The following is a 26,887-nucleotide window of genomic DNA, read 5'->3' as shown; positions in this document are numbered from 1 at the left end:
AACGTCGTACCCCACGCCTAAGGTCCAGGCCGTGAACCGGACCGATCGTCTCTACGCCCTCGTCGAAGAACTCCGGGCCGTCGCGCCGCGGCCCCGCAGCGCGCGCTGGCTCGCGAACCGGTTCGAGGTCAGCACCCGCACCGTCGAGCGCGACATCAGCGCGCTGCAGCAGTCCGGCACGCCCATCTACGCCGAGCCCGGCCGCACCGGCGGGTACTGCCTCGACAAGGCGCGCACCCTGCCGCCGGTCAACCTGACACCCGGCGAGGCCGTCGCCATGGCCATGGCGCTCAAACGGCTGGCGGGCACGCCGTTCCGCACCGAAGCGGGCTCGGCGCTGCGCAAGCTCGTCGCCGCGATGCAGGAGGACGACGTCGCCGCGGCCGAAGCGCTGGCCACCCGCGTCCACTTCCTCACCGACGACGCCGACCTGCCCCCGATCCCCCGCGTGCTGGCCGACGCGCTCGTCACCCGCCGCGTCCTGCGCATCGGCTACGGCGACCGCGCGGGCGCCGAGACGCGGCGGGACATCGAGCCGCTGGGCTACGTCGGCAAGCCGGAGCACTGGTACCTGGTGGCGTGGTGCCGGCTGCGCGAAGAGATCCGCGCCTTCCGCGTCGACCGGATCACGTCGGTCTCGGTCACCGCCGAGGTACCCCCGCCCCGCCCGCTGCGGCGCGAGGACCTCGACATCCCGTACGGCGTCGTCGCGCAGCTCAGTTTGGCGGAGTGAACACCGAGAAGTGGTTGCCCGCCGGGTCGAGCAGGTGCGCGAAGGTCACCCCGACGGGGTTCACCGCCGGCGGCCGCTGCACCTTCCCGCCGGCTTCTTCGACCCGGCGGCATGCGGCCGCCACGTCCTCGACGAGCACGGTGAACACCGCGTAATCGGGCATTTCCCCCTTGGTCGCGAAGAGCCCGCCGCGCGAACCACCGGTGTCGATGACCCGGTAGGCGGCGTCGGTGCTGGCCGAGTCGTCCTGCGCGACGGCCCAGCCGAAGACCTCGCCGTAGAACCGCTCGGCGGCCGCCGGGTCGGCCGCACCGATCTCGAACCAGGCGACGTCGTTGAATCGGGGCATGTCGTTCCTTCCACTGCCGCGCCGGGCGTTTCCCGGCGGCGATACCCACTCTCGGCGGTGTTGGCGACAGCCCCCTGTCGGTGTTTACGAAACTTTGCGCAGAGCCGCCAGGAACGCGTCGGTCGTCTCGCGGTCGCGGACCGCCAAGCGGAGGTGGTCCGGGCCGAGACCGGGGAACGTGTCTCCTCGCCGGACCGCGTAGCCCGCCTTCCGCAGCCGCGCCCGCACGGACGCGCCGTCGGCGACTCGGACCAGCACGAACGGGCCGCGCGGGTCGCCCAGTACCGGGACGCCCGCGGCCGCCAGGCCGGACACCAGGTACTCGCGGTCCGACTCCGCCGCGATCGCCAGCTTCTCCGCTTCCTCCACCGCGGACGGTCGGCAGCACGCCACCGTCGCCACTCCGGCCAAAGTGGACACCGACCACGGCACCTGCACCGCGCGCAGCCGTTCGATGACGTCCGCCGGTGCGAGCACGTACCCCGCCCGCAGCCCGGCCAGGCCCCACGTCTTCGTCAGGCTGCGCAGCACGACGACGCCCGGGACACCGGCCGCCAAACTTTCGCTTTCGCCGGGGACCGCGTCCAGGAACGCCTCGTCCACCACCAGCAGCCGCCCGGGCCGCGTCAACGCCAGCAATGCGGAAGCGGGGTGCAGCACCGACGTCGGGTTCGTCGGATTACCCACGAACACCAGGTCGGCGTCGTCCGGGACCAACGCCGGGTCCAGCACGAAACCGTCCTCTTCGGACAATACGACCCGTGAGACGGCGTGACCGGCGGCCCGCAAAGCCGCTTCCGGCTCGGTGAACTGCGGATGCACGACCACCGCACGCCGGGGCCGCAGCGCCGACGCCAGCAGCGTGAACGCCTCCGCCGCACCCGCCGTGACCAGCACTTCTTCCACAGCACGGCCATGCCGTGAAGCGACCGCCCGCGAAGCCTCCACGGTGGACGGATAGGCCGCCAGGGAGTCCAAAGCGGACGCCAGCTCCTGCCGCAGCCACGCGGGCGGCCGGGGCAGCCGGACGTTCACGGCGAGGTCGACCAGCCCCGGCCCGACCTCGCGGTCGCCGTGGTGGTGCAGGTCGTAGTCAGGCATAGGCCCGGACCCGCGCCGCGAACCGCTGGGCCAGTTCGGGATATCCGGCCCAGTGGACGTGCAGGTAGGACGCGTGCAGCGTCGGCGACGCGAAGCCGTCCAGCTGCCGGTCCCAGCCCCAGGCCGCCGATGCGCCGTGCGACGGCGTGACCTCGGTGCGGTGGAACTCGTGCCCGGTGACGCGCTGCCCGGCCGTGGCCAGGACGTTGTCCTCGACGGCGACCGCGCGCCGGTAGCCGAGCTTGCCGCGGGCGGTCATCTTCGCGTCCGCGGGCACCGCGCCGACCATCGGCAGGCCGTCCAGCGACTGGCACAGGTACAACAGACCAGCGCATTCCGCGCTCACCGGCATGCCGCGGGAAATCGCCGAAGCCACTTCGAGTCGCAACGCCCTGTTCGCCGAAAGTTCCGCCGCGTGCACTTCGGGGAATCCGCCGCCGAAATACAGCCCGGCACACCCATCGGGCAACGCCTGGTCACGCAACGGGTCGACGTCGACCACGTCGACACCGCAGGCGGCCAGCAGCTCGATGTTCTCGGTGTAGCGGAAGGTGAACGCCGGCCCGCCCGCCGCCGCGACCGTCACGCGCGGACCGTCCACACCGGACGGTGACCACGCCGGAGCAGAAAGCCGCGAAGCCCCGGACGCGATCCGGACGATCGCTTCCAGGTCGACACCCTCCCGCACCCACGCGGCCAGCGACGGCAGCACGCGCTGCGCGTCGACGGCTCGTTCGGCCGCCGGGACGAGCCCGAGGTGCCGGCTCGGCGCGTGGATCTCTTCGTTGCGGTACAACGCTCCCAGCAGCGGGACGCCGGTGGCCTCCAGCGCGGACGCGATCTCGTCGCGGTGCCGCTGCGAGCCGAGCTTGTTGAGGATGACCCCGGCCAGCCGCACCCGCGTGTCGTAGGAAGCGAACCCGAGCACGGTCGCCGCGACACTGCGCGACGCCGCCGACGCGTCCACCACCAGCACCACCGGCGCGTCCAGGAGCCGGGCGACGTGCGCGGTCGAGGCGTAGCCCTCGGTGCCCAGCGCGCCGTCGAACAAGCCCATCACGCCTTCGATGACGGCGATGTCGGCGTCACGAGAACCGTGGCGCAGCAAGGGAATCAGCTGATCTTCGCCCTGCAGGAACGGGTCCAGGTTGCGCGCGGGGCGTCCGGTCGCCAGCGCGTGGTAGCTCGGGTCGATGAAGTCGGGGCCGACCTTGTGCCCGGAGACGCGGTGCCCGGCCTCGCGCAGCGCCGCCATCAGCCCGGCGGCGATGGTGGTCTTGCCGTGCCCCGAACCGGGCGCGGCGACGACCACGCGCGCTACCACTCGATCCCCCGCTGGCCCTTCTGGCCGGCGTCCATCGGGTGCTTGACCTTGGTCATCTCGGCGACGAGGTCGGCGGCCTCGACGAGCTCCGGCGGCGCGTACCGGCCGGTGATGACGACGTGCTGGTGCCCGGGTCGCGAGACCAAAGTGGACACGACGTCGTCGACTTCGAGCCAGCCCCACTTGAGCAGGTAGGAGAACTCGTCGAGGACGTAGAAGTCGTGGGTTTCGGCGGCGAGCCGGCGCTTGATCTCCGCCCAGCCTTCACGCGCGTTCGTCGCGTGGTCCTCGTCGGTGCCGGCCTTGCGCGCCCAGCTCCAGCCCTCGCCCATCTTGTGCCACTCGACCGGCCCGCCCTCGCCGGTGTCGTCGTGCAGCTTGCCCAGCGCGCGGAACGCGGCTTCCTCGCCGACGCGCCACTTCGCCGACTTGACGAACTGGAACACGCCGATCGACCAGCCCTGGTTCCAGGCACGCAGCGCCATCCCGAACGCCGCGGTCGACTTGCCCTTCATCTCGCCGGTGTGCACGGCGAGCAGCGGCCGGTTGCGACGCTGGCGCGTGGTCAGCCCGTCGGCCGGGACGACGTCCGGCTTTCCCTGCGGCATCAGGCGGCCTTCCCGGTCCGGGCGCGGACGGCGTCGGCCAGCGACTCGGCGGCGACGTCGGCCAGGGGCACGTGCTCGGCACCGAGGTGGACGGCCAGGTCGGCGGCCAGGCCGAGCCGCATCTTGCCGCTCTCGCAGTCCATGACGATGGTGGTGACGCCGGTGAGCAGCCCGGCCGCGGCCTGGGCGCGCGCGACGGCGTCGGGCCCGCTGGTGGCGCGGCCGTCGGTGACGACGACCAGCAGCGGGCGGCGCCGCGGGTCGCGGATCTCCTCGACGCGCAGCACGCGCGCGGCTTCCAGGAGGCCTTCCGCGAGGGGCGTCCGGCCGCCGGTCGGCAGGCCTTCGAGGCGGGACGCGGCGGCGTCGACGCTGATGGTCGGCGGCAGCGCGAGTTCGGCTTCGCTGCCGCGGAAGGTGACGAGCCCGACCTTGTCGCGGCGCTGATACGCGTCGAGCAGCAGGGACAGGACCGCGGACTTGACCTCGCGCATCCGCGCCTTCGCGCCCATCGAGCCGGACGCGTCGACGCAGAACAGCACAAGGTTGCCTTCGCGGCCTTCGCGCAGCGCGAAGCGGAGGTCCTGGCGGCGCAGCTTCAGCCCGGCGCCGTCGCGGCCGCGGGCTTTCTGGTGCGGCGCCGCGGCTTTCACGGTCGCGACCAGGTGCGGTCGCCCGTCCCGGACACTCGGCGGCTGGACGCCGATGGTGCGGCCGCTGTCGGTGATCGCGCGCGAACGACGTCCTCGCTCGCCTTCGCCGGTGCCCTTGACGCGGAACACGCGGGCCTTGAACGTCTCGCCGGCACCGACGGTCTTCTGCTGCCCGCCGTTCTGCTTCTGCTGCGGCTCGCCCTGCGGCGCGTCTCCTTGCGGGACGTCCTGGGGAGCTTCGTCCGGCGCCGAGCCCGAGCCGGGACCGTCGTCCTCCGGGCCCGGCTGCTGTGACGACTCGGCGTCCTGAAGTGCCTGCTCCAGCTGCTCTTCCGAGATGCCGGGGGCGTCGAACGGGTTGCGGCGGCGGCGGTGCGGCAGCGCGAGCCGCGCGGCGACGCGGACGTCGTCGGTGGTCACCTCGTCGCGGCCGGCCCAGGCCGCGTGCGCGACGGCGGCGCGCGCGGTGACGATGTCCGCGCGCATGCCGTCGACCTCGAAGGACGCGCAGATCTCGGCGATCTGGCGCAGGGCGTCGTCGGGGAGTTTCACGGCCGGCAAAAGCTTCTGCGCCGACTCGATCTCCTCGGCCAGGTGGGCGTCATCGCCGGCGTACCGCTGGGCGAAACCGTCCGGATCGGCTTCGTAGGCGAGCCGGCGCCGGACGACCTCGACGCGCTGCTCCGGGTCGCGGCTGGAGGCGACCTCGACGGTCAGCCCGAACCGGTCCAGCAGCTGCGGCCGCAGCTCGCCTTCCTCGGGGTTCATGGTGCCGATCAGCACGAACCGCGCGGCGTGCGACACCGAGACGCCCTCGCGCTCGACGGTCGCGCGACCCATCGCGGCGGCGTCGAGCAGGGTGTCGACGAGGTGGTCGTGGAGCAGGTTGACCTCGTCGACGTAGAGCAGCCCGCGGTGCGCGGCGGCCAGGAGTCCGGGCTGGTAGTCCGTGACGCCTTCGCCCAGCGCGCGTTCCAGGTTCAGCGAGCCGACGACGCGGTCCTCGGCCGCGCCGACCGGCAGCTCGACCAGCTTCGCCGGCCGCCGGTGGCTCGTGGCCGCGTCGTGCGGGCCGTCCGGGCAGACCGGGTCGGGCGCCGCGGGATCGCAGGAGAACCGGCAGCCGTCGACGACGTCCACGCTCGGCAGCAGGCCGGCGAGCGCGCGGACCATGGTCGACTTCGCCGTGCCCTTCTCACCGCGCACCAGCACCCCGCCGACGGCGGGCGAAATCGAGGAGAGGACGAGCGCGAGGCGCAGGTCCGGCATCCCGACGACGGCGGTGAACGGGTACGGCTTCAACAGCACTCCTCCAGCTCGGCGACCGGCCGATCATCGCACAGCGCCCGGCTCGCTTAGGGTGGGAAATCGTGCGCGAAGAATCACTCCGACCTGCGACTGGACCCGCGGCCGCCCGCCAGGGCGACGGCGTTCCCGAGGGGTGGGAGCCCCGGGAACGCCGGGCACGGCTGACCGTGGTCGGGATCGGGGCCGACGGGTGGCCGGGCCTGTCCGAGCAGGCCCAGGCCCTGGTGCTCGGCGCCGACGTCGTGCTGGGCGCGCCGCGGCAGCTGGCGTACCTGCCCGGCGACGTCCCGGGCGAGCCGTGGCCGTCGCCGCTGCTGCCGGGCTTGGACGCGCTCATCGCCGAGCACGAAGGCGAGCGCATCTGCGTCCTGGCCAGCGGTGATCCGTTCTTGTCGGGGATCGGCACCACCTTGGTGGCCCATGGGTACGAGGTCGCGGCGCTGCCCGCGGTCTCGTCGGTGACGCTGGCCCGGGCGCGGCTCGGCTGGTCCGCCGAGGAGACCGAGGTGGTGTCGCTCGTCGGCCGGTCGCCGGCCCGCGTCGCCCGGGTGCTGGCGCCGGGGCGGCGGGTGCTGGTGCTGGGTGCCGACGCGGCGGCGTTGCGCTCCCTGCTGACCGTGCGCGGGTACGGCGAGAGCGAGCTGTTCGCGCTGGAGAACCTCGGCGGGCCGGAGGAGCGCATCACCGACGGCTGGGCCGGCGACCCCGGTCCGCTGACGGTGTTCGCGCTGACGTGCGAGGGGCCGGCGCTGCCGCTGATCGGCATCCCGGACGACGTGTACTCCCACGACGGTCAGCTGACGAAGCGCGACCTGCGGGTGTCGGCGCTGGCGCGGCTCGCGCCGTGCCCCGGCGAGCTGTTGTGGGACGTCGGCGCGGGCGCGGGCAGCGTCGGGATCGAATGGTCGCGGCTGCACGAGCTGAACCGCGCCATCGCGATCGAGCAGGACCCGGACCGCGCCGAGCGGATCGGCCGGAACGCGCTCGACTTGGGCGTGCCGGAGCTGGAGGTGGTGACGGGCCCGGCCCCGGAGTCGTTGAGCGCGCTCCCGGCGCCGGACGCGATCTTCATCGGCGGCGGCCTGACGACCCCGGGCCTGCTGGACACGTGCCTGTCCACGGGCGCGCGGCTGGTGGCGCACGGGGTGACGCTGGAGGCCGAGCGGATCCTCGGTGACGTGTACGCCGAGCGAGGTGGTGAGCTGCTGCGGATCGCCGTCGAACGCGCGGCACCGCTCGGGGGCTTCACCGGGTGGACCCCCGCCCGCACCGTGACGCAGTGGAGCAGCCGATGACCGCACGTTCGCCCAGTGTCCGTGACCGCGCGACCGGTGGTGGCCGTCGATGACCGTGCACTTCGTCGGGGCCGGGCCGGGGGCCGCCGACCTCATCACCGTGCGGGGGCGGGACCTGCTCGCCCGCTGCGATGTCTGCCTCTACCCGGGCAGCATGACCCCGCCCGACCTGCTCGCGTACTGCCCGCCCGAGGCCACGCTGATCGACACCGCGAACCTCAGCCTCGAAGAAATCGTCGGGAAGCTCGTCGAAGTGCACGAAAACGGGCACGAAGTGGTCCGGCTGTGCTCCGGTGACCCGTCGCTCTACAGCGCCGTCGCCGAGCAGGCCCGGCGGCTCGACGCGAAGAACGTCCCTTACGACGTCGTACCCGGCGTACCCGCCTTCGCCGCTTCGGCCGCCGCGCTGAAACGCGAACTCACCGTGCCCGAAGTCGGGCAAAGCCTGGTGATCACCCGCGTCCAGGCGCGCTCCACCAAGATGCCGCCCAAGGAAACCCTCGCCGCCTTCGCCGCCACCGAGGCGACGCTCGCGCTGCACCTGGCGATCAACCACGTCGAACGCGTCACCGAGGAGCTCACTCCCCACTACGGCGCCGACTGCCCCATCGCCGTCGTCGCGCTGGCGACCCAGCCCGGGGAGACCATCGTGCGCGGGGTGCTCGGCGAGCTCCCCCAGAGGGTCCGCGAAGCGGGGATGACCCGCGCTGCCACCATCTTCGTCGGCCGGGTGCTCGCCGCCGCGGGCTTCCCGGACAGCTTCCTCTATTCCAGTGCCCGCGACCGGGCCGACCAACCGGAGTCGTTGTGACAGAACTGCGTTGGGGCCTGCTGGCCGCCGGGACCATCGCCGCCCACTTCGCCGCGGGCGTCGACGAAAGCAAGCACGGCACGCTCGCCGCGGTCGCCGCACGCAACGGCGACCGCGCCCGCGACTTCGCCACCCGCTTCGAGATCCCCAAGGCCTACGGCAGCTACGAAGACCTCCTCGCGGACCCGGACATCGACGCCGTGTACGTCGCGACGCCGCACGCGCTGCACAAGGAATGGGCCATCGCCGCGGCCGAAGCGGGCAAGCACGTGCTGTGCGAGAAACCGCTGACGCTCACCGCCGCCGACGCCGAAGAGGTCATCGACGCGGCTCGCACCAACGACGTCTTCCTCATGGAGGCGTTCATGTACCGCCTGCACCCGCAGACCCGGCGGCTGGTCGAGCTGATCGCGAGCGGCGCGATCGGCGAGGTCCGTGCGGTCGACACGACGTTCTCCTTCGACAGCAACCCGGAGGAGACCGCCCGCCTGTCCGACCCGGCGCTCGGCGGCGGCGGGATCCTCGACGTCGGCTGCTACTGCACGTCGCTGGCGCGACTGGTCGCCCAGGCCGCGACCGGGCAGGACGTCGTCGAGCCGACCGAGGTCAGCGGGATGGCGAAACTGTCCCCGCAAGGCGTCGACGAGTACGCGACCGGCCTGCTCCGGCTGCCCGGCGACATCCTCGCGACGATCTCCTGCGGCATCCGCCTCACCCGCGAGGACGGCATCCGCGTGTTCGGCACGCGAGGCCAGCTGTACGTGCCGCAGCCCGCGTGGATCCACCCGCTGCGCAAGCCGGGCGTCTCCCGGATCGTCCTGACGCCGGCCGACGGCGAGCCGGAGGTCATCGAGGTCGAAGCGACCCAGGGCGTCTTCGCGCGCGAAGCGGACCACGTCGCCGCGCACGTCGGCGACCGGCAGGCCCCCGAGCTGACCTGGGCCGAGACGCTGGCCAACATGCGCACCCTGGACCGGTGGCGCGAAGCCGTCGGGTACGGCAAGCCGTGATCCTCATCCTCGGCGGCACCGGCGAAGCACGAAAGCTCGCCGAAGAGCTCGTAAGAAGCGAAGTGCGCGTTGTGTCTTCGCTCGCGGGACGCGTAGCGAGGCCGCGGCTCCCGGTCGGCGAAGTACGCGTAGGCGGCTTCGGCGGCCCGGATGGTCTCGCGGCCTGGCTGCGCGAGAACGACGTGAAGGCCGTCGTGGACGCGACGCACCCCTTCGCCGAGCGCATCGGCGCGAACGCGGCGAAAGCGGCGGAAACCACACGGACTCCCCTGCTGCGGCTGGCCCGGCCGGGCTGGACTCCGGGCGAAAACGACGTCTGGCACTGGGCAGACACGCTCGAAGAAGCCGCGAAGAAGCTCCCCGAACTGGGAAACCGCGTCTTCCTCACCAGCGGCCGCCAGGGCCTCCCGGCCTTCGCGCACCTCGACGACCTGTGGTTCCTGATCCGCTGCGTCGACCCGCCCGAGCCGCCGCTGCCCCGCCGGCACGAGCTGATCCTCGCGCGCGGGCCGTACGAAGTCGCCGCCGAACGCGCACTGCTCCACCGCACAGACGTCCTGGTCACCAAGGACTCCGGCGGCACGCAGACCAGCGCGAAGCTGACGGCGGCGCGCGAACTGGGCAAACCCGTCCTCCTGGTCCGGCGACCGCCGCGACCGGAGACGGAGACCGCCGCAACCGTGGCCGAAGCCGTCGAATGGGTCCTGAACCGATGATCGAAGAGTTCTACGAAGTCCTGCGCAAGCGCCGGGACGTCCGCGGCGAGTTCACCAGCGAGCCGATCCCCGACGCCACCCTGCTCAGGATCCTCGAGGCCGCGCACGCCGCGCCGAGCGTCGGGCTCACCCAGCCCTGGGACTTCGTGCTGGTCGACGACCACGCGACGCGCGAGACGTTCGCGAAGCACGTCCACGAGGAGCGAGAGGTCTTCGCGGAGCAGCTCACCGAAGACCGCGCGAGCACCTTCGCGAACATCAAGATCGAGGGCATTCTCGAGTCGAGCCTCGGCATCGTCGTCACCTACGACCCGGCGCGTGGCGCGCCCGACGTCCTCGGCCGGCACGCCATCGCCGACGCCGGCCTCTACTCGGTGTGCCTCGCGATCCAGAACCTCTGGCTCGCCGCCACCGCCGAAGGCCTCGGCGTCGGCTGGGTCAGCTTCTACCGGGAGCCGTTCCTGGGCGAACTGCTGGGCGTCCCGGACGGCGTCCGGCCGGTCGCGTGGCTCTGCGTCGGGCCGGTGAGCAAGCTGGAAACCGTGCCCGACCTGGAACGCCACGGCTGGCGCAGCCGCCGTCCCCTGACCGAGGCCCTGCACCACGGGCGCTTCACCCCGCGTGATCCGGGGGTTGCGTCAGCCGCCGACGTCTGACCCGTTAGCGTTGCGCCGATGCGTCTGATTGCCGTAGCGCTGGGGCTGCTCTCGGCCTTGTGCGCGCTGGCTTTCCCCTTCCTGCCGGTGGTGCAGGACACGGCGGAGGTCGTCTGGCCGACCGGCAGCGACACCCGCTCCGTCAACGCGCCCTTGACCGGGTACTGGGCCCAGGACCTGCGCGCCGAGCTGCCGTGCGCGGCCATCCGCTCGATCGACGCCCGCACCAGCGGCCCGGGCCTGCTCTTCGCCACTGTGCCGGACGGCCGCACCGACCCGAAGTCCGGCAAGGGCGTCGGCCTGCAGCTGCGCGTCGACAACGGCGTGCTGCTCGCCTCCAGCCAGGGCCAGCAGATCGCCCAGCAGCCGCTGCCCGCCGAGAAGTGCGACGTCGAGCTGGACGTCGACGCGAGGCAGATGACCCTCGCCGTGGCCGGGACGCCGGTGTTCCACGCGAACGGCGACGTCCGGCCCCGCGTGGTCGGCATCTACTCCTCCCTCAACTCGAGCAAGGACCCGATCGCCGGCCTGCACGTCTCGGTCGTGCCGGACACGCGCTACCAGACGTCGCCGACCGCGCTGAAGATCATCGTCGGCGTGCTCGCCGTGCTGTCGCTGATCGGCTGCATGATCGCGGTCTGGCGCCGCGACTCCGGCTCCGCGAGACGCGCGCCGCGCTGGGCGCCGGTCGGCTGGTGGCGGCTGACGCTGCGGGACGCCACGGTGATCGTCGCGCTCGGCGCGTGGGTCTTCATCGGGCCGGTGACCTCGGACGACGGTTACATCCTGACGATGGCCCGGGTCACCGAGCAGACCGGCTTCCTCACGAACTACCACCGCTGGTTCGGGGTCGCCGAGGCGCCGTTCGGCTGGTTCTACCACGTGTTCGAGCTGATGGCGCACGTCAGCGTGGTGCCGCCGTGGATCCGGCTGCCGTCGTTCCTGCTCGGCGTCCTGAGCTGGCTGCTGATCAGCCGCGAGGTCATGCCGCGCCTGGGCGCCCAGGTCCGCACCAGCCGCCCGGCCAGCTGGGCCGCGGCGACGGTGTTCCTGGTCTGGTGGATGCCCTACAACAACGGCGTCCGGCCCGAACCCGTCGCCGCGCTCGGGTCGCTGCTGGCGATCTGCGCCGTCGAACGCACCCTGGTGACGCGGCGGCTGCTGCCGCTGTGCCTCGGCCTGACCGCGGCCGGGTTCACCCTCGCCGCGACGCCGACCGGGCTGATCGCGGTGGCACCGTTCCTGGTCGCCGCGCGGCCGCTGTTCAAGCTGATCCGCCAGCGCGCCACCGAGTCCGGCTGGCTTCCGGTGCTCGCGCCGATCGCCGCGGCGGGGCTGCTGGTGCTCGTCGTCGTGTTCGCCGACCAGACGTTCGCGACGGTCCAGGAGGCCACCCGGATCCGGACCCAGGTGGGCCCGAACCTGTCGTGGTTCCAGGAGCTCGCGCGGTACCAGCTGTTGTTCGCCGACCTGCCGGACGGCTCGGCGCCACGCCGGTTCCCGGTGCTCCTGGTCGTGCTGTGCACCGCCACCTGCCTGGTGATGCTGCTGCGCCGCGGCCGCATCCAGGGCGCGTCGCTCGGCCCTGCGCGCCGCCTGATCGGGACGACGGCGCTGTTCTTCCTGCTGCTGGCCCTGACGCCGACGAAGTGGACGCACCACTTCGGCGCGTTCGCCGCGGTCGGGGCGTCGATGGCGGCGTTGACGGCGCTCGCGACGAGTTCGACCGTGCTGCGGTCGAAACGCAACCGCGCCGCCTTCCTGGCCGGGCTGCTGGTCGTCGGCGCGCTGGCCGCGACCGGCCCGAACACGTACTGGTTCGTCTCGCGCCTCGGCGTCCAGTGGACGAACGTGGCGCCGTCGATCGGCGGCATCGGCCTGTCCACGATCCTGCTGGTGGCCGCGGCCGTCGCCGGGATCTACGCGTTCGTCGAGAACGTCCGCGCGCACCGGCCGGGGCTGCCGGCCCAGCCACAGGAGGGCAGGCTGCGCGCGCTGCGGCTCGGGTCGCTGTCGCTGGTGGTGGTCTGCGGCCTGGTGGCGGCGGGCGAGTTCGCCACGATGGCGTGGGCGATCCACAACCAGGCCGGCAGCTACAGCCTCGGCGCGGCGAACGTCGGGCACCTGTTCGGCAAGAGCTGCAACCTGTCCGACCACGTCATGGTGGAGCGCGACGCGGCGACGAGCATCCTGCACCCGCAGACCGAGCAGCGGACGGTCGCGGAGAAGCCCAAGGAGCCCAACTCCCCGCTGCCGAACCCCGACCAGGACAACGGCCGCGTCCAGACCGGCTTCCACACCCGCGCGGTCGACGACAAGGACCCGCTGGCCGAGCCGCCGCACGGGTTCACCCCGGAGACCGTGCCGATGTGGTCGAGCTACCTCGACCAGGAGACGCGCGCGGGCCGCCTGCGCAGCGACTGGTACGCGCTGACGGAGAAGCCGGCAGACGGCCAGATCGTGGTGGCGACGGCCGGCGAGGCCCGCCGCCCGACGTCGGTGAGCCTCGACTACGGCGTCAACACCCCGGAGGGCGTGAAGGTGCTGCGCAGCCAGTTCATGCTCCCGCCGGGCTCGGGCACGGGCGGCTGGAACGACACCCGCATCAACCTGCGCGACCTGCCCCCGGAGACGAACGCGGTCCGCATCAACATCGTCGACAACGACCTGACGGAGGACGGCTGGATCGCGGCATCGGCCCCGCGCGTCCCGACGTTCACGACGCTGACGGACAAGATCGGTTCGAAGCCGGTGTACGTCGACTGGCCGGCGTCGTTCGTGTACCCGTGCGTCCAGCCGGTGACGTCCCACGACGGCATCTCGCAGGTCCCGGAGTACCGCATCACGGCGGGCGGCCTGGCGGACGAGGCGGAGTGGGCGTCGTCGACCAACGGCGGGCCGATCGGCTGGCTGGAGGAGCTGGCCGAGGAACCCGAGGTCCCGAGCTACCTGATCGGGCAGCCGAGCCAGTCGTGGGGCCAGCTGCTGCAGATCGAGCCGTTCACGGAGGGCATCGCGCCGACGGTGGTGCACGGGGAGAAGACCGTGCCGGGCTGGTGGTCCCCGGGCCCGGGACCCAGCCAGCCCAACGGCAAGGACCCGACGCGCTAGGGCTTCGTCCACGCCGTCCGGCGGTGGAGGCGGAAGCCGGCTCGCTCCAGGTTCGCCACGCTCGGTGAGCCGGGGCGGGCCGTCGCCACCGCCAGCGTGCAGCCCTCGGCCGCCGCCGCTTCGAGGCGGCGGCGCAGCAACTCCGGTTGCGCTCCCCGGCCGCGGAACTCGGGCAACGTCGACGCCGCCCCCAGGATCGCGACACCCGCGTCGATCGTCATGCCCGCGGCCGCGATCGGCGTCTCCCCTTCCCGCAGCAGGAAGCGCCGCATGGTCGGGAGCCGGTGCTCCGCGGCCATGTACTCCGCCACCGGTCCGCTCACCTCGAACCCGGCCAGCAGAACACGCTGGAACACCTGCGCGTCCGCGACGTCCGCAGGCGAGGCCGGCGCGGGCTCCAACCGGCGGACGGCCAGGAACCGCTCCCCCGCCGGCACCAGTCCCGGCACCGGCAACCCGGCCGGGGCCACGACGGTCGGGGCGACCTCGTCCCAGCCGGGCGAACCCAGCAACCCGGCCACCTCGGGCAGCGTCTCCGGCGTCACCCCGGTCACCGTCGACAGGTACGCGAGCGCGGGGTCGGTCGCCAGTACCGCCAGCAACCCCGCGTGCTCCCACGCGCGGAACCGGCCCGGCACTCCCGCCGCCGACGCCGCCTCGCCCGCCGACGCCGCCCTGCGGTGCAACGCGTGCTCGGCCGTCAGTAGCTGCGCGGAGTCCACACCACGCCGTTCTCGGCGCGGGTCTTCGACGACCCCACGATCAGCAGGCAGCGCATGTCCACTGTGGACGGATCGAGGTCACCCAGCGTCGTGACGCGGATGTCCTCCTCCGGGCCGCCGACGTCCCGGGCGACGACCACCGGCGTCGACGGCGCGCGGTGGCGGAGCAGCACGTCCCGGGCGGAAGCCAGCTGAGTCGTCCGGGAGCGCGACGCCGGGTTGTACAGCGCCAGCACCAGATCCGCCGCGCCCGCCGCGTCGAGGCGCTTCTCGATGATCTCCCACGGCTTGAGCCGATCGGACAGCGACAGCACGCAGTAGTCGTGCCCGAGCGGCGCGCCGACGCGGGACGCCGCCGCCTGCGCCGCCGTCACGCCCGGGACGATCCGCACCCGGACGCCCGCGCCGTGCCCCGACGACACCTGCTCCAGCACCGCCGAGGCCATCGCGAACACCCCCGGGTCACCCGAGGAGACGACCGCGACCCGCGCGCCCGAAACGGCCAGCGACAACGCCTCCCGAGCCCGGTCTGCCTCGACGCGGTTGCCCGACGCGTGCCGCTGCTGGCCCGCCTTCTGCGGCACGCGCGCGACATACGGCCCGTACCCGACGACGTGCTCGGCGGCCGAAAGCTCCGCCGCGGCCTCGGGCGTCAGCCACTCCGGACCGGCCGGGCCGAGCCCGACCACGACGACCTCGCCCGCACCCTCGGCAACCGGGGCAGGAGCGGGCGCAGGCGAAACGCGCGAGGCATAAGCCGGCGAAGGCAGCAACGCCAGCGAAAAGTAAGGCACCGTCGAAGGATCAACTGAAGCGAGGGGCTCGATCCGCTGCTGACCCCACGTCGCGCGTTCGATGAAGACGGCGTCGTCCAGCTTTCCGGCCTCTTCGAAGGCCTCCCGCACCGAACCGAACGTGCGGCCCAGTTTCAGCACCGCCGCCGCGTCGGTGTCGGCGAGCCGCCGGGCCAGTTCGGGCGCCGGGAGCGTGCCCGGCAGCACCGTCAGGACCTCGTCGCGCTGGACCAGCGGCCGGCCGAGCACCGACGACGCCGCGCTCACCGACGTCACGCCGGGCACGACGACCGCGTCGAACCGCCCGGAAAGCCGTTCGTGCATGTACATGTACGAGCCGTAGAAGAACGGGTCGCCTTCGCAGAGGAGGACGACGTCGCGCCCCGCGTCGAGGTGCTCGGCGAGCCGCTTCGCGCTCAGCTCGTAGAAGTCCGCGATCGCGCCTTCGTAGCCGCCGGGGTGGTCGGTCGTCTCGGTCGTGACCGGGTAGACGAGCTTCTCCTCGACCTGCCCCTCGCGCAGGTACGGCTCGGCGACCGACCGCGCGATGCTGCGCCCGTGCCGCGCGCAGTGGTAGGCGATCACCGAAGCTTCGGAGATCAGCCGCGCCGCCTTGACCGTCATCAGTTCCGGGTCGCCGGGGCCGAGCCCGACGCCGTAGAGCGTCCCGGTCATTCTTCGGCGCTCGCGAGGGCGTTGATCGCGGCGACGGCCATCGCGCTGCCGCCACGACGGCCGTGCACCACGAGATAAGGTGCCGGCGCCTGCTTGGCGAGCTCCACTTTGGACTCGACCGCCCCGACGAACCCGACCGGCACGCCGATGATCGCCGCGGGCGCGCCGACGCCTTCGTCGAGGATCTCCAGCAGCCGGAACAGCGCGGTCGGCGCGTTGCCGATCGCGACGACCGAGCCGGGCAGCTTGTCGCGCCACAGTTCCAGGGCCGCCGCCGAGCGCGTCGTGCCCATCCGCTCGGCGAGCCCCGGCACCGAAGGGTCGGACAGCGTGCAGACGACTTCGTTGCCCGCGGGCAGCCGACGCCGCGTGACGCCGCTCGCGATCATCTGCGCGTCACACAGGATCGGCGCGCCCGCTTCGAGCGCGGCGCGGCCGGACTCGACGACGTCGAGCGTGTAACGCAGGTCGTCGACCAGATCGACCATGCCGCAGGCGTGGATCATCCGGACCGCCAGGCCCGCCACGTCGTCGGGCAGGATCGCCAGGTCCGCCTCCTCGCGGATCGTGGCGAACGAGTGCCGGTAGATCTCGGCACCGTCCCGCAGGTAGTCGATCACAGCTTCCCTTTCAGCTCTTCGAGCGGCACCCAGCGGCCGTCGATGCGATAGCCGCCCGCTTCGGCGACGACGTCCACATGGGACTGCGACGGCTTCCCGCACCGCCGTTCACAGCCCGAAAAGTGCGCGCGCAGGCCCGGCCGGAAGACGGCGTCGGCCCGCACGTCGGCGCGCGACTTCGCACAGCCGGGACGCCCGACGCACGCGCTCGTGCCGAGCGGCACGCCGCCGAAGCCCAGCCGCTCGAAGACGTCGGCGGGCACGTCCGGCAGGACGAGCGACTTCCACGGCGTGACCAGCGCGGGACCGAACTCCGCCAGGGCGCGGGCCTGCTCGGCGGTCAGCTGCCCGAAACGCGGCACGACCCCCGCCGCGCCCCCGGCGATCATCCCGACGGGCACCGAGACGTCACCCCGCGCCACCGGCGTCCCCCGCCAGGCGGGGTCGTCGAGTTCGGCGACGCGCCAGGCGGATCCGCGCACCCGGCCGAACTCCAGCGCGACCTCGATCAGCGCGGAAACGGCGTCGGCGAGACGCACCCGACGTCCGGTATCGCCCCCGGCGAGCAGCAGAGTTCCTTCGTCCGCGTCGAGCGCGCGCCAGCAGACGTCGGCGCCTTCCTCGGCGACGTCACCGCGGCCGTCGTCGAAGGCGAAGAGGAACCGGCCGGGCAGCGAGGCCAGCTCCGGCGTCGAACACAGCACGGCATCGAGCGACGCGGCCAGCCCCCGGACGTCGGCGAGGCCACCGTGAAGCCCGCTCAACGGCGTCGCCAGCACGTTCCGGACCCGCTCGTGGGACGGCGAAGGCAGGAGGCCGGCGTCGGTCAGCCGCGACGCGAGGCCGGGCCGGGTGACGCCGCGCAGCTGGACGTTGCCGCGCGAGGTGAGGTGGAGGTCGCCGTCGCCGCACGCCTCGGCGCAGTCGGCCAGCGCGCGCAGCTGCGCCGCGGAAACCGCACCGCCGGGCAGCCGGACCCGCGCCAACGGGCCGTCGGCGGCGTCGTGGGGTGCGAAAACACCCGGGCACGCGTCGGCTCGCGCACGTGCTGGGGTCGGCATGGGGTCACTGTAGCTGGCGGTTTTCCGGCTCCGGCGGGTCCGATCGGGGCCGGATTTTCGCGATTCCGCGGTCCAGGTCCACGTCACGCCAGGGTGGCGCGCCTTCGGCGTCCTGCTCGACGAGCATCGACATCGTTTCCCGGTGTTCCAGCTCACGCCGCTTGGTGCCGTAGAGGAACGCGGTCGTCTCCTCGATGTAGGTCGCGGACAGCCGGGCCTTGAAGCGCGAGCCGTTCTTGCGCGGCCGCAGCTCGATCGCGGCCATGACCAGCAGGATCACGACGCCGCCCGGCAGAGCCAGCCCCAGCCAAGTACCCATGCCCGGCGAACCGGATGACCGCGGGTCAAGTTCCCGGCGCAGCAGAAGTCTGATCGAATGTAGTAGGTGTGCTACATTCCATCACATCAGTCCGATGGGGGTTTGACGATGAGAGATCCTGCTGTCCCCGTGATCCGCGTGCGCGGGCTGCGGATGCGCTACGGCGCGAACGACGTGCTCCACGGCGTCGAGTTCGAGGCCCACCGGGGCGAGGTCGTGTGCCTGCTCGGGCCGAACGGCGCGGGCAAGACGACGACGATCGAGATCCTCGAAGGCTTCCGGATGCGGTCGGCCGGCGAGGTCGACGTGCTGGGCGTCGACCCGGCGCACGGCGGCGAGGACTGGCGGGCCCGCCTGGGGGTCGTGCTCCAGTCCTGGCGCGACCACGGGAAGTGGCGCGTGCGCGAACTGCTCGCGCACCTCGGCCGGTACTACGCGCCGTACTCGACGGCGTCGCACTCCCGGCCGTGGGACGCCGACGAGCTGATCACGGCCGTCGGGCTCACCGAGCACGCGCAGAAGAAGATCAAGAACCTCTCCGGCGGCCAGCGGCGGCGCCTCGACGTCGCGATCGGCATCGTCGGGCGGCCCGAGCTGCTGTTCCTCGACGAGCCGACCGCGGGCTTCGACCCGGAGGCCCGGCGCGAGTTCCACGACCTGGTGCACCGGCTCTCCGACGAGCTCGACACCACGATCCTGCTCACCACGCACGACCTCGACGAGGCCGAGAAGCTGGCCGACCGGATCCTCATCCTCAACGGCGGGCGCATCATCGCCGACGGTTCGGCCGACGCGCTGTCCCGGCAGATCGCCGGCGAGGCCGAGGTCCGCTGGACCCTCGACGGCCAGCGCTTCGTCCACTCGACGACCGAAGCGACGAAGTACGTGTACGACCTGTTCAAGCAGCACGGCGAAGCCGTCTCGGACCTCGAAGTGCGGCGAGCGTCGCTCGAGGACACCTACATGACGCTCGTCCACCGGGCGGAAGCCGACGGCGAAACCGAGCTCGGCCTCCAGGAAGCGGGTGTGCGATGAACGCCAGGACCGCCGCCCTGCGGGCCGGGGTGGACCGCGGCTGGATCGAGTTCAAGCAGACGTGGACCAACCGCGACGACGTCATCGGCCAGTTCGTCTTCGTCGCGCTCTTCCTCGGCACGCTGTTCTTCATGCGGAACGCGACCCTGCCCGGCACCGGCTTCTCGCTCGGCGCGGCGACCGTGCCCGGCGTGCTCGGCGCCGGGATCGTGTTCAACGGCTTGAACAGCACGGCGGGCTACCTCGCCATCGACCGCGAGGACGGCACGCTGCTGCGCGCGAAAGCGACGCCGAACGGCATGCTCGGCTACCTGGTCGGGAAGACGACGTCGGTGGCGATGGCGCAGGTCACCGGGATCCTGCTGGTGCTGGTCCCGTGCCTGTTCCTGTTCGACTCCCTGGCTCCGGACGGCGTCTGGTCGTACGTGCACCTGCTGTGGGTGCTGGCGCTCGGACTGGTCGCGACGCTGCCGCTCGGGGCCGCGCTGGGGTCGCTCACCAACAGCCCGCGCTCGATCGCGCTGATCACGCTGCCGATCATGGGCCTGGGCGCGATCTCGGGGATCTTCTACCCGATCACGGCGCTGCCGAGCTGGGTGCAGGGCATCGCGCAGGCGTTCCCGATGTACTGGCTGGGCCTCGGGATGCGTTCGGCACTGCTGCCCGACAGCGCGGTGGTCGTCGAGATCGGGCAGGCGTGGCGGCCGCTGCCGACCCTCGCGGTGCTGCTCGCGTGGTCCGTGATCGGATTGGCCCTGGCCCCGGTCCTGCTGCGCCGCATGGCGCGGCGCGAGTCCGGTTCGTCGCTGTCCGAGCGCCGGGAGAAGGCCATGCAGCGTGTGGGGTGAGTCATGAGCGAGGTCGTCTACAACCGGATCGCGATGCTGCGCGCGGAGCGGTCGATCTCGCGACGCCAGCTGGCGGAGGCCCTCGGCGTGCACTACCAGACGATCGGCTACCTGGAGCGCGGCGAGTACAGCCCGAGCTTGTTCGTGGCGCTGCGGATCGCGGAGTTCTTCGAGGTCCCGCTGGAGGTCCTGTTCTCGACGAAGCCCTTCCCGCGGCTGGGAGAGCAGACCGCTTAGGGCTTGCGAAGGTCGGCTTCGACGAGCGCGCGGACGACGTCGTCGCGCCGGGTCTCCCGGACCGTCCGGCTCAGCTCGACGTGCAGGAACGGCGTGCCGCCGGCGGCCTGGCTCTGGACGTTCGTCGTCCCGGCCAGGCCCCGGCACGGCTCGGCCCAGGCCCGGCGGACCCGGAACCCGGCCTCGGCGAGCCGGCCGGCGGCGCGGCGGGCGGAGTCGCCGGCTTCGGCGGCCCCGGCGGAGAGCACGACGTCGGCCGCGGGCAGGGTCCGGTCCTTGAAGCCGTGCAGCTGGACCTGCGGCAGGCCGCGCCGGGCGAGCAGTGTGGTGACGACGTGGAAGACGGTCCCGGTGTCGTGCGCGGGGTCTTCCCGGCGCCGGTGGGCGCCGCCGACCGCGAGGATCGCGCCCGGGGTCCGCCGGAAGAGCTCGAGGCCGATCAGCTCGGTCCGCAGGTCGGACGACGCGTGCGGCGCCTCGACCACCAGCGATGGCGGCGCGGACCGGTCGATGACGTACAGGCCCCAGGCCCGCTCGGAGCCCGGCTCTTGGCGGACGAGACTGTCGTCGACGACGGAAAAGCCCAGCTCAGCGAGGCGGTGCGGGGTGCCGTCGAGCAGGGCGGCGAACCCCGTCTCGGCGGTTTGCAGCTCGGCCGCGGTCGCGGTGCGGTACGGCCCGCGGCTCGACTGGGCGGCGGTGAAGTCGCGGAGGAAGGCTTCCAAGCCGCCAGGTTACCGAGCGCCGGTCAACGTCACCTTGACGCACCTCGACCGGCACCGGAGAGTGGAGCCGATACCCACGCGTCGGCAGGTGGAGGAACCCGGTGAGAGTCCGGGGCGGTCCCGCCACTGTCATCGGAGAGCGCTGTGCTCGATGTCCCCTCCGCGGGAGGGAGTACGTCGGGGCTCTCCGGGAGCCAGGAACTCCGGCCGGCGCGCCCGTCGACCCGGGGCGCGGACCCCGAGGAGGAACCTCGTGATCCTGCTTCTGTCCACTTCGGACACCGATCTGCTCAGCGCCCGTTCGGCCGACGCCGACTACCGGCTCGGCAACCCGGCCCGGCTCGACGTCGCCGAGCTGCCCGCGCTGCTGGACGGCGTCAAGATCGTCGTCGCGCGGATCCTCGGCACCCCGCGGAGCTGGCAGGAAGGCCTCGACACGCTGCGGGCGTCGGGCGCGCACGTCGTCGTCCTCGGTGGGGAGCAGACGCCGGACGCCGAGCTGATGAAGCTCTCGACCGTCCCGGCCGGCATGGCCGCGGAGGCCCACGCCTACCTCGCGCAGGGCGGCCCGGCGAACCTCACCCAGCTGCACCGGTTCCTCTCCGACACGCTGCTGCTCACCGGCGACGGCTTCGAGCCACCGGCGGCCCAACCCACGTGGGGGATCCTGGAGCGGCCTTCCCAAGCCGAGGGCCCGGTCATCGGGATCCTGTACTACCGCGCGCATCACCTGTCCGGGAACACGAACTTCGTCCACGTCCTCGCCGACCGGATCGAAGCCGCGGGCGGGCGCGCGTTGCCGATCTACACCGCTTCGCTGCGTACGCGCGAGCCCGAGATGATGGCCGAGCTGGCTTCCGTGGACGCTCTGCTGGTCACCGTGCTGGCGGCGGGCGGCACGAAGCCGTCCGAGGTGGGCGCCGGCGGCGACGACGAGGCGTGGGACGTCGCCGAGATGGCCGCGCTCGACGTCCCGATCCTGCAGGCACTCTGCCTGACCAGCGACCGCGAGGCGTGGGCCGCCAGCGACGAGGGTCTTTCGCCGCTCGACGCGGGGAACCAGATGGCCGTCCCGGAGTTCGACGGGCGGCTCATCACGGTGCCGTTCTCGTTCAAGGAGCTGGACGAAGACGGCCTGCCCCGGTACGTCCCGGACGCCGAGCGCGCGTCCCGCGTCGCTCGCATCGCGCTGTCGCACGCCCGCCTGCGGCACACGCCGCCCGCCGAGCGGCGGATCGCGCTGATGCTGTCCGCGTACCCGACGAAGCACTCTCGCATCGGCAACGCGGTCGGGCTGGACACGCCCGCGTCGGCGATCGAGCTGCTGCGGCGGATGCGCGCTTCGGGTTACGACCTCGGACCGGACGCGTTCCCGGGCGTCGACCCGACCGGCACCGACCAGCCCGACGGTGACGCGCTGATCCACGCGCTGATCGCCGCGGGCGGCCAGGACCCGGAGTGGCTGACCGAGGAACAGCTGTCCGGCAACCCGATCCGGGTGCCGGCCGCGCGCTATCAGGCGTGGTTCGACGCGCTGCCCGCGGAGCTGCGTTCGGGCGTCGAGGAGCACTGGGGGCCGGCGCCGGGCGAGCTGTACGTCGACAACGGCGACATCGTGCTGGCGTCGCTGCAGAGCGGCAACGTGATCATCATGATCCAGCCGCCGCGCGGGTTCGGCGAGAACCCCGTCGCGATCTACCACAACCCGGACCTGCCGCCGAGTCACCACTATCTGGCCGCGTACCGGTGGCTGGAGGAGGAGTTCGGGGCGCACGCCGTCGTCCACCTGGGCAAGCACGGGTCCCTCGAGTGGCTGCCGGGCAAGACGGCGGGGCTCTCGGCGTCGTGCGCGCCGGACGCCGTGCTCGGGAACCTGCCGCTGGTGTACCCGTTCCTGATCAACGACCCGGGCGAGGGCGCGCAGGCCAAGCGGCGGGCGCACGCGACGATCGTCGACCACCTGATCCCGCCGATGGCGCGCGCGGAGTCCTACGGCGACATGGCGCGGCTGGAGCAGCTGCTCGACGAGCACGCGAACATCGCGGCGATGGACCCGGCGAAGCTGCCGGCGATCCGCGCCCAGATCTGGACGCTGATCCAGGCGGCGAAGCTGGACCACGACCTCGGCGTCGGCGAGCGGCCGCACGACGCGGAGTTCGACGACTTCCTGCTGCACATCGACGGCTGGCTGTGCGAGGTCAAGGACGCCCAGATCCGCGACGGGCTGCACATCCTCGGCGCGGCACCGGTCGGCGAGGCGCGCGTCAACCTCGTGCTGGCGATGCTGCGGGCGTCGCAGATCTGGGGCGGTCGCGAAGGTGCGGTACCGGGACTGCGGTCGGCTCTCGGTCTGAAGGAAGACGCGTCGACGTCCGAAGTGGACGCTGTCGAGAAGACGGCGCGCGAGCTCGTCCAGACGATGGAGATGCGCGGCTGGGACGCCACGGCGGTCGAGTCGGTGGCGCCGGATCCCGAGGTCGCGCGGGTGCTCGCGTTCGCGGCCACCGAGATCGTCCCGCGGCTCGCGGGGACGTCCGCCGAGCTCGACGCGGTGCTGCACGCGCTGGACGGCGGGTACATCCCGGCCGGGCCGAGCGGGTCGCCGTTGCGCGGGCTGGTGAACGTGCTGCCGACCGGACGCAACTTCTACACGGTCGACCCGAAGGCGATCCCGAGCCGGCTGGCCTGGGAGACGGGGCAGGCGCTGGCGGATTCGCTGCTGCGCCGGTACCGCGAGGACAACGGCGACTGGCCGAAGTCGGTCGGGCTGTCGGTGTGGGGGACGTCGGCGATGCGGACGTCCGGCGACGACGCGGCGGAAGTCCTGGCGCTGCTGGGAGTCCAGCCGGTGTGGGACGAGGCATCCCGGCGCGTGACGGGCATCGAGGCGATCCCGCTGGCCGAGCTGGGCCGGCCGCGCATCGACGTGACGATCCGCATCAGTGGCTTCTTCCGCGACGCGTTCCCGCACGTGATCGCCATGATGGACGACGCGGTCCGGCTGGTGGCGGCTCTGGACGAGCCTTTGTCGGAGAACTTCGTCCGGGCGCACGTTTCTTCCGACTTGGCCGCCCACGGCGACGACCGGCGCGCGACGACCCGGATCTTCGGTTCGAAGCCGGGAGCGTACGGCGCGGGGTTGTTGCCGTTGATGGACAGCGGAAACTGGCGCGACGACAAGGACCTGGCGGAGGTGTACGCGGTCTGGGGCGGGTTCGCGTACGGCCGCGACCTGGACGGCCGTCCGGCGCGCGAGGACATGGAGAACTCGTACAAGCGCATCGTGGTGGCGGCGAAGAACACGGACACGCGCGAGCACGACATCGCGGATTCGGACGACTACTTCCAGTACCACGGCGGGATGATCGCCACGGTCCGGGCACTGACCGGCACGGCGCCGACGTCCTATGTGGGCGACAGCACGTCACCGGACGCGGTCCGCACGCGGACATTGGGCGAGGAGACGGCGCGAGTGTTCCGGGCGCGAGTGGTCAACCCGCGTTGGCTGGCAGCGATGCGGCGTCACGGGTACAAGGGCGCGTTCGAGCTGGCGGCCACGGTGGACTACCTGTTCGGCTTCGACGCGACGGCGGGCGTGGTCGGCGACTGGATGTACGAGAAGCTGACCGAGTCGTACGTGCTGGACGAGGTGAACCAGGAGTTCTTGCGCCAGGCCAATCCGTGGGCGCTGCGGGGGATCGTGGAGCGGTTGAACGAGGCCGCGGACCGCGGGCTGTGGGAGGAGCCGGACCCGGAGCTCCTCGCGAAGATGCGCGAGGTGTACCTGTCCCTGGAAGGCGACCTCGAGGCGGAGTGACTAACCGTGCCACCGGACGGCTCGGGTGATCGTCCCGACGAGACGATCGACGGTACCGGCGGCGAACGTCCCGGAGTGCCGACCTCGCGCGTGTTCGGCGAGGACGAGGTCGGCCAGCTCGTCCCACGTCAGCCAGGCGCAGGAGTCCGCCAGCCGAGCCTGAAGCTCGGCCAACGGCCACGGGTGCGGAGCTGCTTTCGCATAGACGGTCTCGAGGTTCGCGGCCACGGCGTCAGCGACCTCGAAACGCCCGCGCCGCCCCCTGATCGAAACCGGCGGCGGAGCACCCAGCACGAGGAGCAGCAGCGGCGTCCGCGCTCCGGCCATCGCGGTGACGGCGAGGTACTCGCTAGCGGCGAGGCGATCGTCGCGTCCGGCTACACGATCAGCCGATCGCCTTGTGCGTGCCGGAGGACTGCGGCCAGGTACGCGTCACGGGGCAAGTAATCGAGCGCGGCGCGGAAACGCCCGGGAAACGCGGGCCGGAGTTGGGTGGCGGCATGATCACCGCCGCTCCTCCGAAGACGCGCTCCTGGGCGTTTCCGCTCATCTGCCTCGGTGCCGCCGTGCTCTATGCCTGGAAGATCGGCGACGGCCAGCTCGGCAACACCTACTACTCGGCCGCCGTCAAGTCGATGACGAGCGGCTTCACCAACTTCCTCTTCGGCTCCTTCGACCCCTACGGCGTCGTCACGGTCGACAAACCGCCGATGGCCCTGTGGCCGCAAGCGATCTCCGTCCTCGTCTTCGGCTTCCACGGCTGGGCCTTGCTGCTGCCGCAGGTCCTCGAAGGCGTCGCCGCGGTCTTCCTGCTGCACCGCACCGTCCGGCGGTGGGCCGGCGAGAACGTCGCCCTCCTGGCCGCGGCGATCCTCGCGCTGACGCCCGTCACCGTCATCATCGACCGCGGCAACAACCCCGACACGCTGCTCGTCCTCTTCCTCGTCGCCGCCGCGTACGCGCTCACCCGTTCCCTCGAAGACGGCCGGAAATGGCTGTGGTGGTGCGCTTTCTTCGTCGGCTGCGGCTTCCTGACCAAGATGCTGCAGGCGTGGATCATCGTGCCCGCCCTGGTTCTCGCCTACTTCGCAGGCACGTCCGGGCCGCTCAAGCGCCGGCTGCTGGACGTCCTCGGCGCCGGCGCCGTGCTGGCCGTCTCGTCGTTCTGGTGGATCGCGCTCCACGACTGGTGGCCCGGCGCCAAGCCGTACATGGGCGGCAGCACGGACGGCTCCGCCTGGGACCTCGTCTTCGGCTACAACGGCTTCGGCCGCCTCTCCGGCGACGGCGAGGGCGGCGGCGTGATGATCATGCGCGACGGGCAGCAGACCACGACGTCGTTCGGCGGCGACCCCGGGCCCGGCCGGATGTTCAACGACCTCGTGGGCGGGCAGATCTCGTGGCTGCTGCCGCTCGCGCTGCTCGTCCTGGTCGTCATCGGACGCCGGTGGCGCGACGCCGGCTGGCTGCTGTGGGGCGGCTGGCTGCTCATCACGACCGCCGTCTTCAGCTTCGCCGGCGGCATCTGGCACCCGTACTACACGACGGCGATGGCCCCCGCCGTCGCCGCGATCTCGGCCGCCGGGCTCGCGCTGCTGTGGCGGCACCACCGGCGGACCCTGCTCCCCCTGGCCATCGCGCTCAGCGCGGCCTGGGCGTTCGTCGTGACGTCGCGCGACACGTCCTTCCACGGCTGGACGCGCTGGGCCGTGCTCGGGACGGCGCTGCTCGCGATCACCTGGCTGGCGGTGGCCCCCGGTCGACGCGCACTCGTCGCCGGTCTCGTGCCGCTGCTGCTCACGCCCGCCGTCTGGTCGTTCGCCGCCGCTCAGAGCACGTCGTCGGGGACGCTGCCCGCCGCGGGGCCGGCCACCGGTCCCGCCGCGCCGCCGCCGACGTCGCCCGGCGGACCGCAGCCGCAGCTCGTGCTCGCGGGCGGAAACGGCACGACCGAGCTGTCGGACGAGCAGCGCCGCATCCTCGACTACGCCCGCCGGGACGGCACCGAGATCACCCTGGCGGTGAACGCCGAGGCGGGGGCGGTCGCGCCGTTCCTCATCGACTCGGACGCGACGGTGATCGGCATGGGCGGCTTCGGCGGCGGTGACGACGCGCCGTCCGTCGCGCAGCTCGACCGCTGGCTGGCCGAGGGCAAGCTGCGGTTCGTGCTGAGCGGCGCGGGAACCCCGCCCGGGCCGCGGCGGAGTCCCGTCCAGGACGAACGCCGGCGCTGGATCGACCGGCACTGCACGGTCGTCGACCCCGCCGCGTACGGCGCCGGTCCGCGACGCGTCGCCGGCGGCCCGGACACCCTCTACCGGTGCCGCTAACGGCGAGGAAACACCGCCGCGGCGATCAT

24 protein-coding genes and 1 riboswitch are annotated in these 26,887 nt (G+C 72.5%); of the genes, 12 read left to right on the top strand and 12 right to left on the bottom strand.

Annotation, left to right across the window (positions count from 1 at the left end; all coding sequences use genetic code 11):
- Nucleotides 1-31 precede the first annotated feature (31 nt).
- Nucleotides 32-733 (top strand): helix-turn-helix transcriptional regulator, encoded by a 702-nt coding sequence (locus ACZ7OU_RS17225; RefSeq protein ID WP_470240975.1) that lies wholly within the window; start codon nucleotides 32-34, stop codon nucleotides 731-733.
- On the opposite strand, the gene ACZ7OU_RS17220 is transcribed toward ACZ7OU_RS17225, so the two are convergent.
- The 5 genes from ACZ7OU_RS17220 to ACZ7OU_RS17200 all read right to left on the bottom strand — a co-directional run bounded on the left by ACZ7OU_RS17220 (nucleotide 717) and on the right by ACZ7OU_RS17200 (nucleotide 6,070).
- Nucleotides 717-1,082 carry a VOC family protein gene (locus ACZ7OU_RS17220; RefSeq protein WP_470240976.1) on the bottom strand — a complete coding sequence of 122 codons (366 nt, stop codon included), beginning with the start codon at nucleotides 1,080-1,082 and terminating at the stop codon, nucleotides 717-719. The two genes, ACZ7OU_RS17225 and ACZ7OU_RS17220, sit on opposite strands and share 17 nt — an antisense overlap.
- A gap of 84 nt (nucleotides 1,083-1,166) precedes the next feature.
- Nucleotides 1,167-2,183 (bottom strand): Rv2231c family pyridoxal phosphate-dependent protein CobC, encoded by a 1,017-nt coding sequence (cobC, locus tag ACZ7OU_RS17215; RefSeq protein ID WP_470255733.1) that lies wholly within the window; start codon nucleotides 2,181-2,183, stop codon nucleotides 1,167-1,169.
- Nucleotides 2,176-3,507 carry a cobyrinate a,c-diamide synthase gene (locus ACZ7OU_RS17210; RefSeq protein WP_470255732.1) on the bottom strand — a complete coding sequence of 444 codons (1,332 nt, stop codon included), beginning with the start codon at nucleotides 3,505-3,507 and terminating at the stop codon, nucleotides 2,176-2,178. Before ACZ7OU_RS17210 ends, cobC begins: the two co-directional genes overlap by 8 nt.
- The gene (cobO, locus tag ACZ7OU_RS17205) at nucleotides 3,501-4,115 is read right to left on the bottom strand and encodes a cob(I)yrinic acid a,c-diamide adenosyltransferase (RefSeq protein ID WP_470255731.1); all 615 of its coding nucleotides are present in this window, start codon (nucleotides 4,113-4,115) and stop codon (nucleotides 3,501-3,503) included. Before cobO ends, ACZ7OU_RS17210 begins: the two co-directional genes overlap by 7 nt.
- Nucleotides 4,115-6,070: a putative cobaltochelatase gene (locus ACZ7OU_RS17200; protein ID WP_470255730.1), complete on the bottom strand. Its 1,956-nt coding sequence runs from the start codon at nucleotides 6,068-6,070 to the stop codon at nucleotides 4,115-4,117. The genes cobO and ACZ7OU_RS17200 overlap by 1 nt, the downstream gene beginning before the upstream one ends.
- 173 nt (nucleotides 6,071-6,243) lie before the next feature.
- Between ACZ7OU_RS17200 and cbiE the strand changes: the two genes are divergently transcribed.
- The 6 genes from cbiE to ACZ7OU_RS17170 are packed head-to-tail and all read left to right on the top strand — an operon-like array spanning nucleotide 6,244 to nucleotide 13,675.
- Nucleotides 6,244-7,371: a precorrin-6y C5,15-methyltransferase (decarboxylating) subunit CbiE gene (gene cbiE, locus ACZ7OU_RS17195; protein WP_470255951.1), complete on the top strand. Its 1,128-nt coding sequence runs from the start codon at nucleotides 6,244-6,246 to the stop codon at nucleotides 7,369-7,371.
- Between the two features lie 49 nt (nucleotides 7,372-7,420).
- Complete coding sequence (cobM, locus tag ACZ7OU_RS17190; RefSeq protein WP_470255729.1) at nucleotides 7,421-8,182, top strand: precorrin-4 C(11)-methyltransferase; 762 nt, start codon at nucleotides 7,421-7,423, stop codon at nucleotides 8,180-8,182.
- Nucleotides 8,179-9,192, top strand: coding sequence for a Gfo/Idh/MocA family protein (locus tag ACZ7OU_RS17185; RefSeq protein ID WP_470255728.1), 1,014 nt, complete (start codon nucleotides 8,179-8,181; stop codon nucleotides 9,190-9,192). The genes cobM and ACZ7OU_RS17185 overlap by 4 nt, the downstream gene beginning before the upstream one ends.
- Complete coding sequence (locus ACZ7OU_RS17180) at nucleotides 9,189-9,908, top strand: cobalt-precorrin-6A reductase (protein ID WP_470255950.1); 720 nt, start codon at nucleotides 9,189-9,191, stop codon at nucleotides 9,906-9,908. Before ACZ7OU_RS17185 ends, ACZ7OU_RS17180 begins: the two co-directional genes overlap by 4 nt.
- Entirely contained in the window at nucleotides 9,905-10,564 is a 660-nt protein-coding gene (bluB, locus tag ACZ7OU_RS17175) for a 5,6-dimethylbenzimidazole synthase (protein WP_470255726.1), read from the top strand. Before ACZ7OU_RS17180 ends, bluB begins: the two co-directional genes overlap by 4 nt.
- Before the next feature lie 18 nt (nucleotides 10,565-10,582).
- Nucleotides 10,583-13,675 carry an arabinosyltransferase domain-containing protein gene (locus ACZ7OU_RS17170; protein WP_470255725.1) on the top strand — a complete coding sequence of 1,031 codons (3,093 nt, stop codon included), beginning with the start codon at nucleotides 10,583-10,585 and terminating at the stop codon, nucleotides 13,673-13,675.
- Here ACZ7OU_RS17170 and ACZ7OU_RS17165 read toward each other — a convergent pair.
- Genes ACZ7OU_RS17165 through ACZ7OU_RS17145 form a run of 5 tightly spaced genes read right to left on the bottom strand, consistent with a single transcriptional unit; the run spans nucleotide 13,672 to nucleotide 17,866 of the window.
- On the bottom strand, nucleotides 13,672-14,397 hold the full coding sequence (locus tag ACZ7OU_RS17165; RefSeq protein ID WP_470255724.1) for a GNAT family N-acetyltransferase: 726 nt from the start codon (nucleotides 14,395-14,397) through the stop codon (nucleotides 13,672-13,674). The two genes, ACZ7OU_RS17170 and ACZ7OU_RS17165, sit on opposite strands and share 4 nt — an antisense overlap.
- A complete protein-coding gene (locus ACZ7OU_RS17160) occupies nucleotides 14,376-15,866 on the bottom strand; it encodes a precorrin-2 C(20)-methyltransferase (RefSeq protein WP_470255723.1) in 1,491 nt (496 codons plus the stop codon). Before ACZ7OU_RS17160 ends, ACZ7OU_RS17165 begins: the two co-directional genes overlap by 22 nt.
- On the bottom strand, nucleotides 15,863-16,486 hold the full coding sequence (locus ACZ7OU_RS17155) for a precorrin-8X methylmutase (RefSeq protein ID WP_470255722.1): 624 nt from the start codon (nucleotides 16,484-16,486) through the stop codon (nucleotides 15,863-15,865). The genes ACZ7OU_RS17160 and ACZ7OU_RS17155 overlap by 4 nt, the downstream gene beginning before the upstream one ends.
- A complete protein-coding gene (locus tag ACZ7OU_RS17150) occupies nucleotides 16,483-17,547 on the bottom strand; it encodes a precorrin-3B synthase (RefSeq protein WP_470255721.1) in 1,065 nt (354 codons plus the stop codon). Before ACZ7OU_RS17150 ends, ACZ7OU_RS17155 begins: the two co-directional genes overlap by 4 nt.
- Nucleotides 17,548-17,551: 4 nt before the next feature.
- Nucleotides 17,552-17,866 carry a DUF6191 domain-containing protein gene (locus ACZ7OU_RS17145; RefSeq protein ID WP_470240991.1) on the bottom strand — a complete coding sequence of 105 codons (315 nt, stop codon included), beginning with the start codon at nucleotides 17,864-17,866 and terminating at the stop codon, nucleotides 17,552-17,554.
- A gap of 108 nt (nucleotides 17,867-17,974) precedes the next feature.
- On the opposite strand from ACZ7OU_RS17145, the gene ACZ7OU_RS17140 reads away from it, so the two are divergent.
- The 3 genes from ACZ7OU_RS17140 to ACZ7OU_RS17130 are packed head-to-tail and all read left to right on the top strand — an operon-like array spanning nucleotide 17,975 to nucleotide 19,986.
- A complete protein-coding gene (locus tag ACZ7OU_RS17140) occupies nucleotides 17,975-18,901 on the top strand; it encodes an ABC transporter ATP-binding protein (RefSeq protein WP_470255720.1) in 927 nt (308 codons plus the stop codon).
- The gene (locus tag ACZ7OU_RS17135) at nucleotides 18,898-19,749 is read left to right on the top strand and encodes an ABC transporter permease (protein ID WP_470255719.1); all 852 of its coding nucleotides are present in this window, start codon (nucleotides 18,898-18,900) and stop codon (nucleotides 19,747-19,749) included. The genes ACZ7OU_RS17140 and ACZ7OU_RS17135 overlap by 4 nt, the downstream gene beginning before the upstream one ends.
- Nucleotides 19,750-19,752: 3 nt before the next feature.
- On the top strand, nucleotides 19,753-19,986 hold the full coding sequence (locus ACZ7OU_RS17130) for a helix-turn-helix transcriptional regulator (RefSeq protein ID WP_470240994.1): 234 nt from the start codon (nucleotides 19,753-19,755) through the stop codon (nucleotides 19,984-19,986).
- On the opposite strand, the gene ACZ7OU_RS17125 is transcribed toward ACZ7OU_RS17130, so the two are convergent.
- On the bottom strand, nucleotides 19,983-20,711 hold the full coding sequence (locus ACZ7OU_RS17125; protein ID WP_470255718.1) for a hypothetical protein: 729 nt from the start codon (nucleotides 20,709-20,711) through the stop codon (nucleotides 19,983-19,985). The two genes, ACZ7OU_RS17130 and ACZ7OU_RS17125, sit on opposite strands and share 4 nt — an antisense overlap.
- A gap of 91 nt (nucleotides 20,712-20,802) precedes the next feature.
- Nucleotides 20,803-20,915: riboswitch (cobalamin riboswitch) on the top strand.
- A gap of 49 nt (nucleotides 20,916-20,964) precedes the next feature.
- Between ACZ7OU_RS17125 and cobN the strand changes: the two genes are divergently transcribed.
- On the top strand, nucleotides 20,965-24,528 hold the full coding sequence (cobN, locus tag ACZ7OU_RS17120) for a cobaltochelatase subunit CobN (RefSeq protein WP_470255717.1): 3,564 nt from the start codon (nucleotides 20,965-20,967) through the stop codon (nucleotides 24,526-24,528).
- On the opposite strand, the gene ACZ7OU_RS17115 is transcribed toward cobN, so the two are convergent.
- A complete protein-coding gene (locus tag ACZ7OU_RS17115; protein WP_470255716.1) occupies nucleotides 24,529-24,855 on the bottom strand; it encodes a hypothetical protein in 327 nt (108 codons plus the stop codon).
- A 173-nt stretch (nucleotides 24,856-25,028) separates the two neighbouring features.
- Between ACZ7OU_RS17115 and ACZ7OU_RS17110 the strand changes: the two genes are divergently transcribed.
- On the top strand, nucleotides 25,029-26,858 hold the full coding sequence (locus tag ACZ7OU_RS17110) for an ArnT family glycosyltransferase (protein ID WP_470255715.1): 1,830 nt from the start codon (nucleotides 25,029-25,031) through the stop codon (nucleotides 26,856-26,858).
- Nucleotides 26,859-26,887: the final 29 nt, after the last annotated feature.

The sequence above is a fragment of the Amycolatopsis sp. NPDC114505 genome (assembly GCF_055633615.1).
This window is presented reverse-complemented; position numbering and strand designations above follow the sequence as displayed.

Bases quoted from the DNA above. Each gene is read 5' to 3' on its own strand.
- ACZ7OU_RS17110 (WP_470255715.1), top strand. From the start codon at position 25,029: ATGATCACCGCCGCTCCTCCGAAGACGCGCTCCTGGGCGTTTCCGCTC.
- ACZ7OU_RS17130 (WP_470240994.1), top strand. From the start codon at position 19,753: ATGAGCGAGGTCGTCTACAACCGGATCGCGATGCTGCGCGCGGAGCGG.
- cobC (WP_470255733.1), bottom strand. From the start codon at position 2,183: ATGCCTGACTACGACCTGCACCACCACGGCGACCGCGAGGTCGGGCCG.
- ACZ7OU_RS17170 (WP_470255725.1), top strand. From the start codon at position 10,583: ATGCGTCTGATTGCCGTAGCGCTGGGGCTGCTCTCGGCCTTGTGCGCG.
- ACZ7OU_RS17150 (WP_470255721.1), bottom strand. From the start codon at position 17,547: ATGCCGACCCCAGCACGTGCGCGAGCCGACGCGTGCCCGGGTGTTTTC.
- ACZ7OU_RS17160 (WP_470255723.1), bottom strand. From the start codon at position 15,866: ATGACCGGGACGCTCTACGGCGTCGGGCTCGGCCCCGGCGACCCGGAA.
- ACZ7OU_RS17140 (WP_470255720.1), top strand. From the start codon at position 17,975: ATGAGAGATCCTGCTGTCCCCGTGATCCGCGTGCGCGGGCTGCGGATG.
- ACZ7OU_RS17220 (WP_470240976.1), bottom strand. From the start codon at position 1,082: ATGCCCCGATTCAACGACGTCGCCTGGTTCGAGATCGGTGCGGCCGAC.
- bluB (WP_470255726.1), top strand. From the start codon at position 9,905: ATGATCGAAGAGTTCTACGAAGTCCTGCGCAAGCGCCGGGACGTCCGC.
- ACZ7OU_RS17115 (WP_470255716.1), bottom strand. From the start codon at position 24,855: ATGGCCGGAGCGCGGACGCCGCTGCTGCTCCTCGTGCTGGGTGCTCCG.
- ACZ7OU_RS17145 (WP_470240991.1), bottom strand. From the start codon at position 17,866: ATGGGTACTTGGCTGGGGCTGGCTCTGCCGGGCGGCGTCGTGATCCTG.
- ACZ7OU_RS17135 (WP_470255719.1), top strand. From the start codon at position 18,898: ATGAACGCCAGGACCGCCGCCCTGCGGGCCGGGGTGGACCGCGGCTGG.
- cobO (WP_470255731.1), bottom strand. From the start codon at position 4,115: ATGCCGCAGGGAAAGCCGGACGTCGTCCCGGCCGACGGGCTGACCACG.
- cobM (WP_470255729.1), top strand. From the start codon at position 7,421: ATGACCGTGCACTTCGTCGGGGCCGGGCCGGGGGCCGCCGACCTCATC.